The sequence below is a fragment of the Amycolatopsis vancoresmycina genome (assembly GCF_000716785.1).
In the GTDB taxonomy this organism is placed as follows: domain Bacteria; phylum Actinomycetota; class Actinomycetes; order Mycobacteriales; family Pseudonocardiaceae; genus Amycolatopsis; species Amycolatopsis vancoresmycina.
The window spans coordinates 400,016-418,507 of record NZ_JNYY01000004.1 but is presented as its reverse complement, the minus strand read 5'-3'; the positions used below and the strand labels follow the sequence as shown (position 1 = coordinate 418,507).

Below are 18,492 nucleotides of genomic sequence, written 5' to 3'. Positions count from 1 at the left end.
GCGTCGGGCCGGGTTCGCGTGGGACCCGCGGCTCGGTGCGAGGCGGATCCTTTGCCGTGTTCCGGCTGTGGACTGCGGAATTCGCCGGTGATGCTTTGCGTCACCGGCGAATTCTCTTGGGTGGGGCCCGGCGTGGGTTCACCATCGGGTGATGGGGCGGGGCCGTAGGGTGGCCGGACCGACCCCCGGCTGATCTGGAGCGTTCGTTGCCTCGCACCGCCGCGCCGCCCGTTCCGCGCACCGCGCCCGTTCTGGCCATTGTGGTCTGTCACAACGGCGAATCCTGGCTGCCGCTGGCCCTTTCTTCGTTGCGCCGCAGCACAGTGCGGCCCCGGTACGTGCTCGCCGTGGACACCGGATCCACCGACGCGACCCCGCGGCTGCTCGCCGAAGCCGCCGAGGACCCCGGCCCGGATTCTTCTCCCGTGCTCTCCGGCGTCATCACACTTCCGGGCGACACCGGCTTCGCCGCCGCGGTCGCCGCGGCCGTCGAGCACGCCACCGAGCGCTGGGGTGACGACCCCGGATCGTGGCTGTGGCTGCTGCACGACGACTGCGCACCCGAACGCGACTGCCTCGAGCAACTCCTGACCGTGGCGACGAAGGAACCGTCGGCCACCGTGCTCGGCCCCCTCGGGCTCGACTGGACCGACCCGCGGCTGATCGTCGAAGCCGGCCTGTCCACCGACGCGTCCGGCCACCGCCAGCAGATCGCCGCCACCGGCGAAGAGCCGGTGGAGGTGCTCGCCGTGCCCAGCGCCGGCTCGCTCGTGCGCCGCGACGCCTGGGACACCCTCGGCGGCTTCGACCCCGCATTCCCGTTGCTGCGCGAGGATCTCGACTTCGGCTGGCGCGCCAACGCCGCCGGCGGCATCGTCCTGTCCGTCCCGGCCGCCCGCGTCCGCCACGCACGGGCCCTCACCACCGGACAGCGGGCAGCCGACGCCGTCCCCGGCTCGCTCTCCGCCGCGAACCGCGCCCACGGGCTGCGCGTGTTCCTGGTGAACTGCTCGCCGTTTTCCTTCTGGCTCGGCATGATCCGGCTCCCGCTCCTGTCGGTGCTGCGCGCGCTCGCCTTCGCGCTGCTGCGCCGCACCGGCGAAGCGCGCGCCGAGTTCGCCGCCGCCGCGTACCTCCTCAGTGGACGCGGCGGATTGCGCGCCGCCCGCGACCGCCGGCGGCGGAATCCGCGGCCCGGCACGGTTCGCGGGCTCTTCACCGGCCGCTGGACCCGCCTGCGCAACGCCGTCCGCGCCGGCGTCGTCGGCCTGGTGCGCCGCGGCGTCGAGAACGAGGTCGCGCTCGGCCGCGTGCCCGAGACCGTCGAAACCGAGTCGGCATGGGTGACGCCGGAAGCCCTCGACGCCCGTGAGAGCCGTCCGGTCGGCCCCGACGCGCTGCCCGCGGGCGCGCTGCGCGGCCTCAGCGCCCGCGGATCCGGGCTGCGCCGCCCGGGCACGCTCGTCGCCGTCACGCTGCCGGAGACCCCGGTACCGGTGGCCGAAGACACCTCGGAAGCCGATGAGCCGGAGCTCGTCTTCGTCGAGGTGAACCGCCGCCGCGTGCTCGCGGCCACGGTCTTCGCGCCGCCGGTGGTGCTGCTCGTCGTGATGACGGCGCTGGGCCTGGTGGTCAACCGGGCCCGGCTCGGCCTCGACGTCTTCGGCGGCAAGCTGCTCCCGGTCGCCGGGCTGGGGGAGCTGTGGTCGTCGTACCTGTCGCCGTGGCACGCGATCGCGGGCGGCACCGGCGCACCCGCCTCGGCGTCCCTGCCGGTGATCGGGACGCTCGGCGCGGTGTTCGCGCCCCTCGGCGGCCCGTCCGCACTGGTCGCGATCCTGTTCCTGGGTGACATCCCCCTGTCGGCGATCGGGGCGTACGCGGCGACGCGGCGGCTGCGCGTACGCCGCTGGGTGCGTGCCGTCGTCGCCGCGACCTACGCGCTGCTCCCGGCCGCGACCGCCGGCGTGGCACAGGGCCGCCTCGACGTCGTCGTGGTGCACCTCGTGCTGCCGCTGGTGGCCGCGGGCATCGCCGGGCTGCTGGTCCGGGCGGACACGCGCTGGCTGCACGTGTCCGCGCTGTCGGCGCTGGGGATGGCGCTGCTCGGCGCGTTCTCACCGCTCGCGCACGGGCTCGCGCTCGCCGGGCTGCTGATCGGGTTCGTCGTCCTGCCGGCCCCGACCGGGCTGGCGCGCCGCGTCGTCTCGGTCGGCATCGTGGTGCTGCTGCCGCTGGCGCTGCTGCTGCCGTGGCCGACGGTGCTGCTCCGCCACCCGGGCCTGCTCCTGCAGGGCCTCGGCGGGGCGGCGTCGGCGGTGTCCGGCACTGACCTGGCCGGCCTCGACCCGGGCGGCCCGGGTGCCTGGCCCATCGGCGTCGCGGTGATCGCGGCGGCGCTGGTGGCCGTGGTCGTCCGCCCGACGAAGCTCGCGGCGGGCGGCCTCGCACTCGCGGCCCTCGGCGGCGCCGGCCTGGTGCTGGTGCGGGTGGTGACCGCGGTCCCGGTGCAGGGAGGAGCCCCGGCGCACGGCTACGCGGGGGTGCCGCTGCTGGTCGTCGGCGCGGGCCTGCTGTGGGTCGTACTGGGATCGTGGCAGCGCGGCGGCTCGGCAAGCATCCCGGCGACCTGGCTGCCCCAGGTGTTCGCGGTCGCCGGAGTGGCGGTGTTCCTGGGCCTGGCAACCGGCGCGGTCCTGGTCGGCTCGCAGGGGCCGTTGCGAGCGGGCGAGCGGCCGTCCCTGGCCCCGGAGGTCGCGGCCGAGCTGGCGGCATCCGGCCGCTCGGTGCTCGACGTGGCCCCGGACGCAACCCGCCAGATCGGCGCCCGCCTGCCGCACTACGGCGACGACGAGCTGGCCCCAACCCCAGCCACCCCGGCCCGCTTGGCGGCGTGGCGCCGCGACCTGGGCCAGGGCGACGCACCAGCGGTCCAGCGCATGGTGGCGGCCGCAGCGGCGGCGGGCGTGGAGTACGTGGTGCTCCCACCGGGCGTGGACCCCCAGGCGTACCTGCCCCTGGCAAAGGACCTGCTCTCGGCGGCCGCCCCAACCTCGGACGGCCGCGGAGTGCTCCGCCTGCTCCCCCCAGCGGGCCAGGTGATCCTGATCTCCCCGGAACAGGCCAAGGCGGCGGTCACAGGGGGCGCCGCGCCCGGAAACGCCCCGGGCGTGGCCCCGGTCCGAGCGGACCTCCCGGACGTACGTGTCCGGGTATCCGACGGCCCGACGGGCCGCCTGCTGGTCCTGGCGGCAGAGCAGGAAGCGGGCTGGAAGGCAACGGTAGGCGGCAAACCGGTCCCGATCGTCCCGGCATGGGGCCACCAGGTGGCGGAGCCGGGCCCGCAACACAGAGCGCAACGCGAGAGAGCAGCGCAACCTTGCGGGCCCGGCTCAAAGTGATAGGCCTCAATCAGGCGACGGGATGACCACCTTGCGGCCCACCTCTCCAACGGGAGATGACAGCGGCACGAGTGGTCATCCCAGAGCCTGCCCGTCCGGCGAGGACAGTCTTTGAATTCTCTTGCGCCAGAACCGGCCCTGCCGCGGCAGAATTCCCTGCCGCGGCAGAGAGGCGGCTCCGACCTCCCCCGCCCCTCCGGTGGGATTTTCAGCCGCCGCTCGGGTTTGTCAAGGCGGGAAAGCGTGCCTTGACAAACCCGACCGCCGGCTGAAGGGAAGGCTGGGATGAGGGGCGGGGGAGGTCTGGTGAGTTCGTGCTCGGCGTCCGCTGCCGGCCGCCGGTTCACGTCACCCATTCGCCCGCGGTCCGGAGTTCCCCGGCCGCCGGTTCACATCGTCCGGTCGGCCCCGGCCCCCGGCTACTCGCCTTCGATGACGTCCGGTTCCACGCCCAGGTAGCCGGCCACCTGCTCCACCAGCACGTCGTGCACCAGCTCCGCCAGCTCCGACGGGTCCTTCGCGCGCGCCTCCAGCGGCCGCCGGTACAACACGATCCTGGCTCGCGTCGGCAGCCCCGTCCGGTCCACGCCCGCCGGGACCAGGCGCGACAGCGGCACCGCGCCGTCGTGGAGCACGCCGTCCGCCGGTGAGTGGCCGTTCTCGCGGACCTCGGGTACGTCGTCGACCGCCACGTCGAGCTTGGTCAGCTCGTGGCGCCAGCGGGCCTCGATCGGCTCCAGTGCGTCCAGCACCAGGGCGTCGAAGCGTTCCGCGCGGCTCGCGGCGGCGGGCAGGGTCGCCGGATACAGCGTCCCGCGCAGGCCCCGGCCGTGCCGGTCCCGTCGCGAGCGCCGCCGTTGTCGGTAGTCACGAGCCGTCGCCACGCCTCGAAGTCTATGCGGTCGGCGCGTCCCAGCGCGTGTCGCTCCTCCAGGCTTGCGGCGACGCGCTATCGTTTCGATTCGTGCGGAGCGTACGGAAGTGTTCGCGTACTGGCTGTCTCGAGCCAGCTGTGGCCACGCTGACGTATGCGTACAGCGACTCCACCGCCGTCGTCGGCCCGCTGGCCACCGCCTCCGAGCCGCACTCCTACGACCTCTGCGAAGCCCACGCGCTGCGGCTGACCGTCCCCAAGGGCTGGGAAGTCGTCCGGCACGAAGGGGCCTTCGCCGCGCCGGACCCGTCGGCCGACGAACTGACCGCGCTGGCCGAGGCCGTGCGCGAGGCCGGCCGCTCCGACAAACCGGCCCCCGCGCCCGAGCCGGAGGGCCCGTCCGGGCGCCGCGGCCACCTGCGGGTCCTGCCCGGCCGCGCCTGAACGCGTAACCCACTCACCTCGCCGGTAGGCTTTCCGCGCGGCGCAGCGGGCGCCGGGACGACTATTCGCGGGGAGACGGCGTGCCAGACCTTTCGGGCATCGTGAAGGCCTACGACATTCGCGGCGTGGTCGGCGAGCAGCTCGACGCGGACCTCGTCCGCGACTTCGGCGCCGCGTTCGCCCTGCTCATCAAGCCGGAAGCGCCCTCGGTGGTGATCGGCCACGACATGCGCGACTCGTCGCCCGCGCTCGCGGCGGCGTTCGCGGACGGCGTCACCTCGCAGGGCCTCGACGTCGTGAGCATCGGGCTGGCCAGCACCGACCAGCTGTACTTCGCGTCGGGCTCGCTGAACCTGCCGGGTGCGATGTTCACCGCCAGCCACAACCCGGCCAAGTACAACGGCATCAAGATGTGCCGCGCGGGCGCGTCGCCGGTCGGCCAGGACACCGGGCTCGCCGAGATCCGCGACACCGTCGAGCAGGGCGTGCCGGAGTTCGAGGGCCAGCGCGGGTCCGTCTCCGAGCGGGACGTCCTCGCCGACTACGCCGCCTACCTGCGCAACCTCGTCGACCTGTCGGGCAGCCGGCCGCTGAAGATCGTCGTCGACGCCGGCAACGGCATGGGCGGGCACACCGTCCCGACCGTGTTCGACGGGCTGCCGATCGAGGTCGTGCCGATGTACTTCGAGCTCGACGGCACCTTCCCGAACCACGAGGCCAACCCGCTCGACCCGGCGAACATCGTCGACCTGCAGGCGAAGGTGCGCGAGGTCGGCGCGGACGCCGGCGTGGCCTTCGACGGCGACGCCGACCGCTGCTTCATCGTCGACGAGCGCGGCGAGCCGGTTTCGCCGAGCGCGATCACCGCGCTGGTCGCCGTGCGCGAGCTGGCCAAGGACCCGGGCGGCACGATCATCCACAACCTGATCACGTCCAAGGGCGTGCCGGAGATCGTCGCCGAGCACGGCGGCAAGCCGGTCCGCACCCGCGTCGGGCACTCGTTCATCAAGGCCGAGATGGCCCGCACCGGCGCCATCTTCGGCGGCGAGCACTCCGCGCACTACTACTTCCGCGACTTCTGGCGCGCCGACACCGGCATGCTGGCGGCGCTGCACGTCCTCGCCGCCCTCGGCGAGCAGACCGGCCCGCTGAGCGAGCTGACCAGCGCGTACTCGCGCTACGCGGCTTCGGGTGAGATCAACTCCACGGTCGACGACCAGGTCGCGAAGATGATGGCCGTCAAGGACACCTTCGGCACCCGCTCCGGCGTCGAGCTCGACGAGCTGGACGGCCTCACCGTGCAGCTGCCGGGCGGCGCCTGGTTCAACCTGCGCCCGTCGAACACCGAACCGCTGCTCCGGCTGAACGTCGAGGCCGCGAACGCCGAGGCCGTGCAGGGGCTGGTGGACGAAGTACTCGCGATCATCCGCAGCTGACCCCGTCCACGGTGAAGGGCGGGCCGCGGGGCCGAACTGTGTCCTGAAGGTGCCCTTCATCACACCTCCCAGCGTGGTATGGAGGAACCATGGCCATCACGCTCGACGCCCAGCTCCTCGAGATCTTGGCGTGCCCGTCGCCCGACCACGCCCCGCTCCGGCCGGGCGCCCTGGACGACCCCGAGGCCGACGCACTGACGTGCACCGAATGCGGTCGCGTGTACCCGGTCCGTGACGGGATCCCGGTGCTGCTCCTCGACGAGGCGACCTTGCCGGGGGACAACGGGACTTCCGATGCCGACAGTGCTTGACGACACGCTGCTCGACGACCCCGCGCGGCTGGCCGAGGCCGACAGCGCGGGGTTGCTCCGTGCCGCCGCGATGGCGGGCGCCCAGGTGCGGGCGACCGCCGAGCTCGCCGCGGAGCTGGAGCTGTCCGAGCGGCTCGACATGGGCCGCCCGCGCGCCGTCGTGCTCATCGACCGGCCGGGGGTGAGCCGCACGCTCACGCGGCTGCTGGCCGCCCTGCTGGCGCCCTCGTGCCCCGTTCCGGTGGTCGTCGCCGAGGTGGTGCCGAGCTGGATCGGCGCGCTCGACGTCGTGTTCGCCCACACCGACGACCCCGGTGACCGCGAGCTCGCCGCGTCGCTGGAGCGCGCGGCCCGCTACGGCGCCTCGGTGGTGCTCTCGGCGCCGTCGGAAGGCCCGGTGGCGGCCGCGGTGGCGGGCAAGGGCATCCTGCTGGCGCCGCGCATCCCGGTGCCGCCGGAGCTGGCGTTCCCGCGCGGCCTGGCCGCCGGGCTGCTCACCGCGAACGCGCTGGGCCTGCTGATCTCCGACGTCCAGGTGCTGGCCGACCAGCTCGACCTGGAAGCCGAAAAGGACTACCTGGCGCGGGAGTCGTTCGCGAACCCGGCCAAGGCGCTCGCGCTGCGGGTGGCCGACCGCGTGCCCCTGCTGTGGGGGCTGGACCCGGTAGCGGTCGCCGTCGGCGAACACGCTGCGCACGCATTCGCCGCCCACGCGGCCACGGTGTGCGACGTCGAGGACTATCGTCAGGCCCTGGCGCGCCCCGCATTGCGGCGGGCGGCGCAATCAGGCGGCGGAGAGCGTGACATCTTCGCTGATCCGGACGATCCCTCTGGTGACATCCCCACCCGGGTGCTGCTGCTCTCGGTGCGGACCGGTCCGGCCACGGACGCGGCGCGCTACCAGGCCGAGGATCTGCTGCCGGGTGCGGACGTCATCGCGCCGGCCGAGGAGATCGAGGCCGACGAAATCGTGCGGGCCGCGGTGCTGGCACTGCGGTTCGAACTGGCGGCGGTCTATCTCGGGCTGGCGGCGGGCAGCATCGGCGGTGCCGGTCGCTTCGCGCCCGCGACGGCGTGAGACCCGCCTAGCGCCGGCCTGGCCGGTGCCGAAGGAGTGGAGTTGAGGTGACAGTGGAGCTGCTGCGCAACGCGGTGCGGCCCTACGCCTGGGGATCGCGGACGGCGATCCCCGAGCTGCTGGGCCGTCCGGTACCCGCGCCGCACCCCGAGGCCGAGCTGTGGATGGGTGCCCACCCGGGCGACCCGTCCCACGTGATCGGCCCCGACGGGACCGAGCGGAGCCTGCTCGAGCTGGTGGACGCCGACCCGGTGACCCAGCTCGGCGAGCGCTGCGCGAAGCGGTGGGGCGGGCGGCTCCCGTTCCTGCTGAAGATCCTCGCGGCGGAGGAGCCCCTGTCGATGCAGGCGCACCCGTCGGCGGCCCAGGCCGCGGAGGGCCACGCCCGCGAGGAGCAGCTGGGCATTCCGCGGGACGCGGCGAACCGCAACTACCCGGATCCGACGGCGAAGCCGGAGCTGGTGTGCGCGCTGACGGAGTTCCACGCGCTGGCGGGCTTCCGCACCCCGGACCGCACGGTGAAGCTCCTGAAGGCGATCGAGACGCCGGGACTGGCGAAGTACACGGGGCTCCTGGAGGCCCAGCCGGACCCGGCCGGCCTGCGGGCGCTGTTCACGACGTGGATCACGCTGCCGCAGCCGTCGTTGGATTCGCTGCTGCCGGAGGTGCTCGACGCGTGCGTCCGGCACGTCCAGGAGCACGGCGAGTTCGCGGTGGAGTGCCGGACGATCCTGGAGCTGGGCGAGGCGCACCCGCGCGACGCGGGCGTGCTGGCGGCGTTGCTGCTGAACCGGTTGACGCTGCGCGCGGGCGAGGCGATTTACCTGCCGGCGGGCAACCTGCACCTGTACCTGCACGGAACGGCCGTGGAGATCCTGGCGAACTCGGACAACATCCTGCGGTGTGGTCTGACGCCGAAGCACGTGGACGTCCCGGAGCTGCTGCGCGTGGTGGACTTCGCGTGCGGCGAAATGCCGGTCCAGTGCGGCGACACGGGCGGGCGGATGGCGGTGTACCGGACGGACGCGCCGGAGTTCGAGCTGTCCCGCGTGGAGTGGTCGGCGGACCAGGACGACGAGATATCGGTCGACAGCGTGGGCCCGCAGATCCTGCTGTGCACGGCGGGCGACCTGCTGGTGACGGCGGACGACGGCGAGAAGGTCGAGCTGCGGCGGGGCCAGTCGGTGTGGCTCCCGGCGGCGGACCCGCCGGTGAAGATCCGCCCGGTGGGCGGAGTGCGGGCACAGCTGTTCCGCGCGACGGCAGGCACCTGCGAGGACTGACCCCCTCGCCTTCCTGAGCCCGACCACCCACCTGGCCAGCGTGCCCGGAGGGTCGTCTGGCGTACCCAGACGGTCGGCTGGCGTGCCTGGAGGGTCGGCTGGCGTGCCCGGAGGGTCGGTTCGCGGGCCGACTGCCCAGGTACGCGAGCCGACTGTTCAGGTACGCGAGCCGACCATCTGGGTACGCGAGTCGACCGCCTGGGTACGCGAGCCGACTGCCGGGGTGCGGGCTGTGCGGGTGTGCGCGGCGGGGGTTTCTGTGTGCGTTCCGTGTGGCGGCATCCGCCACCATCAACACCAACGGGGGACCCTGGTGCGCTGGTGCGCGCGGCCAGTCCGCTGGGGGTGGCGCCGGTCGGGATTCCGCCCGGCGCCCGTGGGCTCGAGGTGGTGCCGCGAGGGGGCGGCACCACCTCCGTGGCCACCCGTTCGACGAGGGGGAGCCGGGTGGTGCGGCGAGGGGGCAGCACCACCCCGTCTCGTCAGGCGCCCGCGAGCCCGGCGGTTCCGGGCCGGTCGGCGGGTGTGGGACGGGCGGCTGGCGGACACCCGCCAAGCCGGCCCCGGAGAGGGCGGCATCACCTTGTCTCGCCAAGGCGCCCCCAGCTCGGGCTGGGCGAGCGACACCAGCTCGGCCCCGCCGAGGCACCTGTCCGGCCAGGCCGAGCGTCACCATCTCGCCCGCACCGGCCACCCCAGGGCGACCGGCCTCACCCCCGCCGTCAGGCCGGTTCGGTCAGCGCCAGCAATGCCCGGCGCAGGGCAGCCGCGCTCGCGTCCCGTGGATCGGCCAGCCCGGCCGCCTCGGCCGCGGCCTGGTCGGCCGCTTCCTCGTCTCCCACCGCCACGTACGCCCGGTGCAACACCAGCCACGTCAAGCCCGCCGCCGGGCGGCCGCCCATCTCGCCGTACTCGTCCAGGCATGCCCGCAGCACCGGGATCGCCTGGGCCGCTCGGCCCTCGCCGATCCAGCTCGCCGCCAATGCCCGGGTGCACGACAGCTCGCGTGGGCGCTCGTCCAGCTCCCGGGCCAGCGCGCGGGCCTCCTCGAACGCCGCCGTCGCCTCCGCTCGGAACCCCCTTGACGCCGAGATCGCGCCCAGCGTGCGCAAGGACTTCGCCAGTGCCGACCGGACCTTCGTGCCGCGCAACAGCGTCACCGACTCCGTGATCGCCGCCGCCGCTTCGTGGTCGTTGCCCGTCAGCAGGGATGACCACGCGAATCCGTGCAGGGCCTCGCCGATCACCCGGGCGTCGCCGGTCGAGCGGGCCGCTGCCAGGGCCGTCCGGTCGACTTCGCGGGCCTCGGGAATGCGGCCGAGTCGCAGCAACGCTGCCGACTCCGCCGCGCGCACCCAGCCGAGCTCCGCCGTTGATCCGTCCACTGTGAACAGTTCGCGGGCGTGGGCGGCCGTCTGCAGGGCCTCCTCCGCGCGGCCGAGGCCGATCAGGCAGTGCGCCAGGTTCGCCGACACCCACGCGTGCGTGCGGCGGTCGCCGCACGCCTCGAGCTCCTTCGCGCACGCGCGGTAGCGGACCGCCGCCTCCTCGTACTCCCCGCGCGCGTGCCGCAGCAGCGTCAGCGTGGCCTCGGCGACCGTCGCCAGCGGGGGATCCGCGACCCGGACCGTCTCGTACGCCGCCCGCATGTCGGCGTATTGCCCGTGCAGGTACAGGTACACCCCGAGCCGGTCGAGCAGCAGCAGCGCGTCCCGCCCGCCCAGCGTGCCGAGAAGCAGCACCAGGTTCGCGCGCTCGGCGGCGAACCAGTCGTCCGGACGTGCCAGCAGCCGCTCCACGAGCGCATCCGGCAACGGCTGCGCGGGTGGCTCGGCCTCCGGCGGCGGCATCGGCACCGTGCGCGGCAGGCGGGCCGCCGCCGCGTCGGCGAGGGCGAGTGTCGCCGCCAGCACCGTCCGGACACCCTCGCCGGACGACGGCTCGGCCAGCTCCGCGGCATACAGCCGGACCAAATCGTGCATCCGGTAGCGGCCTTCGCCGGTCGGGTCCGGTCCGCGGGCCTCCAGCAGGCTCGCCTCGACGAGCTCTTCCACCGCCTCGTCGGCGTCCGGGTCGTCGACCAGGGTGGTGACCGCCCACGCCGGCAGGTCGGCGAGCCGGCACCGGCCGATCAGCCGGAACGCCCGCCGCGCGGGCGGGCGCAGGCCCTCGTAGCTCAGCGCGATGCTGCTGCGGACGGCCAGGTCGCTGACCGTCAGCTCGTCGAGCCGCCGGACCTCGTCCTCCAGCCGGTCGGCCAGCTCGCCGAGCCGCAGGTGCGGGCGGATGGCCAGCCTGCTGCCCGCGATCCGCAGGGCCAGCGGCAGCCGCGCGCACGCCGTGACGATCCGCTCGGCGTCGGCGCGCTCCCGGGCCACCCGCGCGCCGGCGAGCCGGTCCAGCAGCTCGGCGGCGTCGGCGCCGGACAGCGGCCCGAGCGCCAGCCGGTGCGCGCCCGCGAGCCCGCTCAGCCGCCGGCGGCTCGTGACGAGCACCGCGCAGCCCGGCGTGCCCGGCAGCAGCGTGCGGACGTGCCCGGGGTCGACGGCGTCGTCGAGCACCACCAGCACCCGCCGGTCGGAAAGCCGGCCGCGGAACACCGCCGCGCGGGCCCGGACGTCGTCCGGCACGGCCGGCCCCGGGACGCCCAGCGCGCGCAGCAGGTCGGCCAGCACCTCCCCGATGTCACGGCCCGCCAGCGGCACGTACAGCTGGCCGTCGGGGAACTGCGCACGCAGCCGGTGCGCGGCGCGGACGGCGAGGGTGCTCTTGCCCGCGCCCGGTTCGCCGCTGAGCACCGCGACCGGGACGCCGCCACCGGCGCCGAGCACCGTGGTCAGCTCCGCCAGTTCGGCTTCGCGCCCGGTGAAGTCGCCGATGTCCGGCGGGAGCTGGCACACCGGCCACACCGCGGGCGGCAGCCGCGGCACCGGGTCCTCGCCGCGCAGGACGGCCGCGTGCACCCGGCGGGCCTGCGCGCCCGGTTCGACGCCGAGCTCCTCGACCAGCGTGGTCCGCAGCCGCCGGTAGACCTCCAGCGCGTCGCCCTGCCGCCCGGCCCGGTGCAGCGCGGTCATCAGCTGCGCGGCCGGCCGTTCGCGCAGCGGGTGCTCGGTGACCACGGCCTGCAGCTCGCCGGTCAGCTCCGCGTGCCGCCCGGCGGCCAGCTCGGCGTCGACGCAGTCCTCGAACACGGCGAGCCGCTCGGACTCCAGCCGGGCGACGTCGGCGTCGAGCTTCGGCACGTGCAGCCCGGCCAGCACGGGCCCCCGCCACAGCGCGAGCGCCCGCCGGTAGTGCCCCGCGGCGGCGACCGGATCCGCCGCCGCCCGGCCGTCGGCGACCGCGGCGCGGAAGCCGAGCAGGTCCAGCTCCGCCGGCTCGACCTGCAGCCGGTAGCCGAGCGGCCCGTGCTCGACGCGGAGACCGTCGATCCGCTCGCGCAGCCGCGAGAGGTAGGTGTGCAGGTTGGAGGTGGCCGACTTGGGCGGCCCGGCCGGCCACAGCGCCTCGACCAGCACGTCGGCCGGGACCGGGCGGCCGGCGTTGAGCAGCAGCACGGCCAGCAGCGTGCGCTGCCGCTCGCCGCGCAACGCGACCCAGTGCCCGGGCGGCCCTTCGACGGCGAGCGGCCCGAGCACGCCGAAGTGAGCCATGGCCACCCTCCCTGTGCCGGAACGGCCACCGTAGCGAAGGGGTCCGACAAAACCGGGCGGTGCGGGGCGGGAACCGGACGGGGTCCTCTAGGCTCCAAACCGGCAAATCGGGAACGTCGGCAGGGGAGCGCTCGTGTCAGCTGGAGGCGGAACCAAGGCGATCATCGCGGCGCTCGGCGCGAACGCCGGAATCGCGGCCGCGAAGTTCGTCGGCTTCCTCGTCACCGGGTCGTCGTCGATGCTCGCCGAGTCCGTGCACTCGCTGGCCGACACGACGAACCAGGGCCTGCTCCTGCTCGGCCAGAAGACGTCGAAGCGGGAAGCCGACAAGGAGCACCCGTTCGGCTACGGCCGCGACCGGTACTTCTACTCCTTCATCGTCGCGCTGATGCTGTTCACCCTCGGCTCGGCGTTCGCGATCTACGAAGGCATCCACAAGATCGGCCACCCCGAGCCGCTCGACTCGCCGATCGTCGCCGTGATCATCCTCCTGGTCGCGGTCGGCCTGGAGGGCTACAGCTTCTACACCGCGGTCGGCGAGTCGAAGAAGATCAAGGGCGGCGCGACCTGGTGGGGGTTCATCCGCCAGGCCAAGGAGCCCGAGCTGCCGGTGGTCCTCCTCGAGGACGCCGGCGCGCTGCTCGGCCTGGTCTTCGCGCTGCTCGGCGTCGGGCTGTCGGTCGTCACGGGCGACCCGGTCTGGGACGGCATCGGCACCCTCGCGATCGGCCTGCTGCTCGGCGTCATCGCGATCATCCTCATCGTCGAGATGAAGAGCCTGCTCATCGGCGAAGGCGCCACCGAGGGCGTGCTCGCGACGATCGTCGACGAGCTCGCCGCGGGCAAGGTCGAGCGGGTCATCCACATCCGCACCCAGTACCTGGGCCCGGACGAGCTGCTCGTCGCGGCGAAGCTGGCCATGGTGCCGGGCCTCGACACCGCCGAGGTGGCCACGGCCATCGACGACGCCGAGGCGCGCGTGCGGGCCAAGGTGCCGGTCGCGAAGCTGATCTACCTCGAACCGGACCTCGACCGCAGCCTCACGCGGTAGCCGGAGATCCACTCCGGGGGTCTTCGGACGGCCGTCACCGGCTTGACCCGTTAGGGTGACCTACTGCGATACATGCAGGCCAGCCGCAGGAGGTCAACGGTGCCCGGAACGGGATTGTGGCGCACTAAATCGATCGAACAGTCCATTAAGGACACCGACGAGCCGGACACCAAGCTCCGGCGGAACCTGAGCGCGTGGGACCTCACGGTCTTCGGCGTCGCCGTCGTCATCGGCGCCGGCATCTTCACGCTGACCGCGCGCACGGCGGGCGACTACGCCGGCCCGTCGGTCTCGCTGGCCTTCGTGTTCGCCGCGATCGCCTGCGCGCTGGCGGCGCTGTGCTACGCGGAATTCGCCTCGACCGTGCCGGTCGCGGGCAGCGCGTACACGTTCTCCTACGCCACCTTCGGCGAGTTCATGGCGTGGATCATCGGCTGGGACCTGATCCTCGAGCTCGCCGTCGGCGCCGCCGCGGTGTCCAAGGGCTGGTCGGTCTACCTCGAGACGGTGCTCGGCTACCTGTTCGGCAAGGGCACCACGACGACGTTCGACATCGGGAGCGTGACCGTCGACTGGGGCGCGCTGCTCGTCGTGGCGATCCTGACGACGCTGCTGGCCGTCGGCACAAAGCTGTCGTCGCGGGTGTCCATGGTGATCACCGGGATCAAGGTCGCCGTGGTGCTGTTCGTGATCATCCTCGGGCTGTTCTACATCAAGGGCGCCAACTACACGCCGTACATCCCGCCGGGCGAGACCGGCGGGGCCGGCCAGACCGGGGTCGACCAGTCGCTGTTCTCCCTGATCGCGGGCGGCGCGAGCAGCTCGTTCGGCGTCTTCGGCCTGCTGGCCGGCGCCTCGCTGGTGTTCTTCGCGTTCATCGGGTTCGACATCGTCGCGACCACCGCGGAGGAGACGAAGAACCCGCAGAAGGCCGTCCCGCGCGGCATCATGGGCTCGCTGGCCATCGTGACCGTGCTGTACGTCGCGGTGTCGCTGGTGGTCGTCGGCATGACGTCCTACAAGGACCTCGCGACCAAGGCGGGCGACGGCAGCCACAAGACCCTCGCCACGGCGTTCTCCGCGAACGGCGTCGACTGGGCGGCCAACATCATCTCCTTCGGCGCGCTGGCCGGCCTGACCACCGTCGTCATGGTGCTGATGCTGGGCCAGGTCCGGATCATCTTCGCCATGTCGCGGGACGGCCTGATGCCGCGCGGCCTGGCGAAGACCGGCGAGCACGGCACGCCGAAGCGCGCGACGCTCATCGTCGGCGGCCTGGTCGCGCTGGCGGCCGGCTTCTTCCCGGCGGACAAGCTCGAAGAGATGGTCAACGTCGGCACGCTCTTCGCGTTCGTGCTCGTCTCGGCCGGGGTGCTGGTGTTGCGCCGGACGCGGCCGGACCTGCCCCGCGCGTTCAAGGTCCCGCTGGTGCCGCTGATCCCGATCCTGGCCATCCTCGCCTGCCTGTGGCTGATGCTGAACCTGACCGTGCTGACCTGGCTGCGGTTCCTCGCCTGGATGGTGCTGGGCGTGGTGTTCTACTTCGCCTACAGCCGGCGGCATTCGCTGCTGGGCAAGCGGCAGGCCGGCGGGCTCGACGAACCCGTCGAGGCGCCCCGAGCCTGACTTGCGGCCGAAAAGCCCCGCCGAACTGGATCCCCAGGTCGGCGGGGCTTTTTCCGTTTGGTTGCGTAACGCGAGGTTACGGCTTGATCAAGAGGATCTTGCGATTCGTGCGCAAAGGGGGACCCCTGGTAAGGGGCCGAGTGACGTGCGATACCTTTCGAGCCTCCGTGTGCCACTGACGGGTGAATTACAGCCGCGTGATTCCCACGTTCAGTGGCATTGCGATCCCCCGATTTCGCCGTTCCTCCCCCGATCGGTACTGGAGAACTCATGCGCAGACGTACCTTCCGCGGCGCCGTCGCGGTCATGGCGCTCACCACGGCCGCCCTCATCGGCACCGCCGGCTCCGCGCTGGCCTGCTGGAGCCCCGACGACCGCTCGAACCCGATTCCGGACCGCAGCCACTCGAAGTGCGCGGACGGCCAGGACAAGGTCACGCAGGACGACGTCGACTTCACCGGTGGCGTGGGCCAGAAGACGCTGACCATCACGAAGGTCCACGATGGCGTCACCGTGAACCGCATCGTCGTCATCGGCGGCGACGACGGCTTCAACGAGTACATCCCGGGCAAGAAAGGGCTGTCGAAGGACGCGCCCTGGAGCGGCCTCAAGTCGACGCTGACCAGCCACCGCCAGGAAACCAACATCGACAAGTGGTTCCTGTGCGGCAAGAAGACCACGAAGCCGACCGAGACCGTCACGGCTCCGCCGACCAAGCCGACGAAGCCGGCCGAGACCACCAAGCCGAGCGCCCCGGCGACCTCGGACACCTCGGTCGCGCCGACCAGCTCCACCACCGCTCCGGCCGCCGTCCCGGCGGGCAACGAGTCGGGCACCGGTGGCGGCCTGGCCAACACCGGCTTCGACAACGCGTGGCTGATCTGGGTCGGCGGGCTGCTGCTCGTCGCCGGTGGCGGCCTGCTCGCGCTGCTGAAGTTCCGCCGTAAGGCTTCCGAGTGAAGCTGAGCTAGTTCCCGGTCGAAGGCCCCTCGCTCCGCGCGCGAGGGGCCTTCACCGTTTCGGGGGAAAGTCCCCGAAGAGCGAGCCCTGCTCGCCCCAGGACGGCTTGCCGAGGCCGGCGGCCATCGCGACGGCGTGGTCCCATTCGGCGTCGACGACGTAGTCCTGGTGCTTGAGCACCCCGGGCGCCCAGCGGTGCCGCCCGGTCGGGCCGCGCAGCGGGTCCGGCAGCCAGTGGTCGCCGCCGAGGATCAGGACGCCGGTGCCGTCGGCCGTCGCCGACACCGGGCCGAAGCCGCCGTCCGGGAGGAACCCGACGCCGTGCAGCCGCCGGTCGGCGACCGAGTGCCGCCACGTCGTCACGCCGCCGCCGAAGATGTCGGTGCCGCGGCACAGTGCCCGCCACCGGCCGTCGAGGTCGGCGAAGAGCCGCTCCAGCGCTTCCTGCGGCAGCAACGCCGGGAACGCGCGTTGGTAGCCCCACTGCAGCGGGGAGCCGGCGGTGAGCACGCCGACGCGCTCGAGGTCCGCCGGCGGCAGCTCGGCGGCCAGCCGGGCGGCGGCCATGAGCGTGAGCAGGCTGCCGAGGTTGTAGCCGGAGAGCACCACGCGTGTCCCGGGTTCGGCGAGGTGCTCGCGCGCCCGCGCGGCCAGTTCGGGGACGACCTTGAGCGCGTAGCAGGGCGGCACCGTCGGGTGCGCCGCCCGCGGCCAGAAGCACACGAGGTCGGCCAGCGCGCCGAGGTGGCGGCTGCGCTGCGGGGTCCGCGCGGCCGTGTAGACGACCCGCAGCAGGCCCGCGGCCAGCGCGCCGAGCGCGACCACGCCGATCGCGGACAGCGGGCCGAACCAGCCGGGGACCAGCCCGAACCCGAACCGCAGCACCAGCAGCGCCGCGCCGCCCGCGGACATCGCCGACGCCACCGCGAGCGCCAGGTGGTGCAGGTGCCGCCGTTCCCACGCCGACCGCGCCCACGCCGCCGCAGCCTGGGCTTCCTGCTGCCGGTCGTGCTCCATCAGCTCGACGATCTCCGGGATGCCGCGCCGCAGCCGCCGCAGCGGGACGGCGACCGCGAAACCGAGCACGCCGAGCACCGCGGCCAGCGCCAGCCCGGCCCCCCACAGGACCGTGACCAGCAGGTACGTCGTCGGCACCTGCAGCAGCCCGGCGCCGGAAAGGCGCCGGAGCGCCTCGGCGAGGCCGGCGCCGAAGCCGCCGCCGAGCAGGCCGGCCAGCGCGAGCACCGGCGCGGCCGCCCAGCCGCCCATCCACGGCCGCAGCCGCTGCGGCTTGTGCCGCCAGCCGGGCCGGGCCAGCAGCGCGGCCGGGGCGAGGAACAGCGCGAACAGCACCGTGACCGCGACCAGGGCCGCACCGAGGCCTTCGACGACGCCGTTGGTGCCCGGCAGCGGGCCGGTGCCCAGCCGCAGCCGCACCGCGGCCACGACGACGAGCAGGGTCGCGAACGCGAGCACCCCGGGGCGGGCGAACCGGCCGGTGTCGACGCCGATCGCGGCGGCGACGACGGTGGCGAGCACCACGGCCAGCGTGACGATCCAGGCGACGACGTCGACGGTGTCGCCGGGCACCCGGAACGGTCCGCCGAGCAGCAGCAACGCGACCGACGCCAGCGCCGCCACGGTGTGCAGGCAGCGCAGGGCCGGCGTCTCCGGGTCGGCGCGCATCCGCAGCGGCCCGCCGGTGAGGTCGCCGTCGGCGTGCACCGCCCAGGTCGCGCTCGAAATCCGGTGCAGGACGAAGATCACGGCGAGCAGCGGCAGCACGCCGACGGCGATCCTCGCGGGCACCGAGCGGACCGCGTCGGGGATCGCGGGCAGGCAGCCGGAGCCGGGCGCGAGGCACTGCGCGGCGAACAGGTCGAGCGCGATCGCCGCGAGCTGGCCCATCAGCAGCATCGTCAGCAGCAGGGCGCCGACGCGCAGCAGGCCGCGGCACACGGCACCGAGAACGCGCGCGAGCCGGCGGTCCGGGACCGGTGGCAGCATCCAGAAGGCGACGTTGGCCAGTGAGAACGGGAACAGCAGCGCCCAGGTGGCCTTCGTGGCGCCGCCGGAGGTCATGCCGTGCCACAGGTAGCCTTCGAGCGTTCGCGGGATCGACCGGCCGAGCGCCGGCAGCACCGGCCCGGGCGCCGGGCGGCGCAGCCGGTCCGCCGGGCGGACCACCCGGCCCAGCCCGTCGCCGGCGACGTCGACGGTCGAAACGGCGTCGAGGAGTGTCTCCCCGCTGGTGCCCACGAGGCCGGCGACGCGGATTTCCACGACGCGGGTGTCGGGGCCGGGCATGGCCACGGTAAGGGCCTCCTAACACTTCTAGGGACAGTCGAGCGGACAACGGTAGTGTTCGTGTG

At 73.7% G+C, this 18,492-nt stretch carries 12 protein-coding genes; 9 read left to right on the top strand and 3 right to left on the bottom strand.

The features are described 5' to 3' along the window. The first annotated feature begins 206 nt into the window (after positions 1-206). Complete coding sequence (locus OO60_RS44565) at positions 207-3,401, top strand: glycosyltransferase family 2 protein (RefSeq protein WP_244885510.1); 3,195 nt, start codon at positions 207-209, stop codon at positions 3,399-3,401. A 419-nt stretch (positions 3,402-3,820) separates the two neighbouring features. On the opposite strand, the gene OO60_RS11720 is transcribed toward OO60_RS44565, so the two are convergent. Next, positions 3,821-4,285, bottom strand: a complete 465-nt coding sequence (locus OO60_RS11720) for a metallopeptidase family protein (RefSeq protein WP_004559274.1) — start codon at positions 4,283-4,285, stop codon at positions 3,821-3,823. Between the two features lie 80 nt (positions 4,286-4,365). Here OO60_RS11720 and OO60_RS11715 point away from each other — a divergent pair, with 80 nt between their 5' ends. From OO60_RS11715 to manA, 5 genes are all read left to right on the top strand, one after another. Next, positions 4,366-4,719, top strand: coding sequence for a DUF3499 domain-containing protein (locus tag OO60_RS11715; protein WP_033261311.1), 354 nt, complete (start codon positions 4,366-4,368; stop codon positions 4,717-4,719). Between the two features lie 80 nt (positions 4,720-4,799). Next, positions 4,800-6,155, top strand: a complete 1,356-nt coding sequence (locus OO60_RS11710) for a phosphomannomutase/phosphoglucomutase (RefSeq protein WP_004559276.1) — start codon at positions 4,800-4,802, stop codon at positions 6,153-6,155. A gap of 89 nt (positions 6,156-6,244) precedes the next feature. Next, entirely contained in the window at positions 6,245-6,466 is a 222-nt protein-coding gene (locus OO60_RS11705) for a Trm112 family protein (protein WP_004559277.1), read from the top strand. Further along, positions 6,450-7,544 (top strand): hypothetical protein, encoded by a 1,095-nt coding sequence (locus OO60_RS11700; RefSeq protein WP_033261310.1) that lies wholly within the window; start codon positions 6,450-6,452, stop codon positions 7,542-7,544. Before OO60_RS11705 ends, OO60_RS11700 begins: the two co-directional genes overlap by 17 nt. A gap of 53 nt (positions 7,545-7,597) precedes the next feature. Continuing rightward, entirely contained in the window at positions 7,598-8,827 is a 1,230-nt protein-coding gene (gene manA, locus OO60_RS11695; RefSeq protein WP_004559279.1) for a mannose-6-phosphate isomerase, class I, read from the top strand. A 722-nt stretch (positions 8,828-9,549) separates the two neighbouring features. Here manA and OO60_RS11690 read toward each other — a convergent pair. After that, positions 9,550-12,483: an AfsR/SARP family transcriptional regulator gene (locus OO60_RS11690; RefSeq protein ID WP_033261308.1), complete on the bottom strand. Its 2,934-nt coding sequence runs from the start codon at positions 12,481-12,483 to the stop codon at positions 9,550-9,552. A gap of 133 nt (positions 12,484-12,616) precedes the next feature. On the opposite strand from OO60_RS11690, the gene OO60_RS11685 reads away from it, so the two are divergent. From OO60_RS11685 to OO60_RS11675, 3 genes are all read left to right on the top strand, one after another. After that, a complete protein-coding gene (locus OO60_RS11685) occupies positions 12,617-13,534 on the top strand; it encodes a cation diffusion facilitator family transporter (RefSeq protein WP_004562365.1) in 918 nt (305 codons plus the stop codon). 99 nt (positions 13,535-13,633) lie between these two features. Then, positions 13,634-15,160 carry an amino acid permease gene (locus OO60_RS11680; protein ID WP_033261307.1) on the top strand — a complete coding sequence of 509 codons (1,527 nt, stop codon included), beginning with the start codon at positions 13,634-13,636 and terminating at the stop codon, positions 15,158-15,160. Positions 15,161-15,430: 270 nt separating this feature from the next. Then, the gene (locus tag OO60_RS11675) at positions 15,431-16,120 is read left to right on the top strand and encodes an LPXTG cell wall anchor domain-containing protein (protein ID WP_004562366.1); all 690 of its coding nucleotides are present in this window, start codon (positions 15,431-15,433) and stop codon (positions 16,118-16,120) included. Positions 16,121-16,171: 51 nt separating this feature from the next. Here the strand turns inward: OO60_RS11675 and OO60_RS11670 are convergent, their stop codons facing one another. Next, complete coding sequence (locus OO60_RS11670; RefSeq protein ID WP_033261306.1) at positions 16,172-18,427, bottom strand: hypothetical protein; 2,256 nt, start codon at positions 18,425-18,427, stop codon at positions 16,172-16,174. Positions 18,428-18,492: the final 65 nt, after the last annotated feature.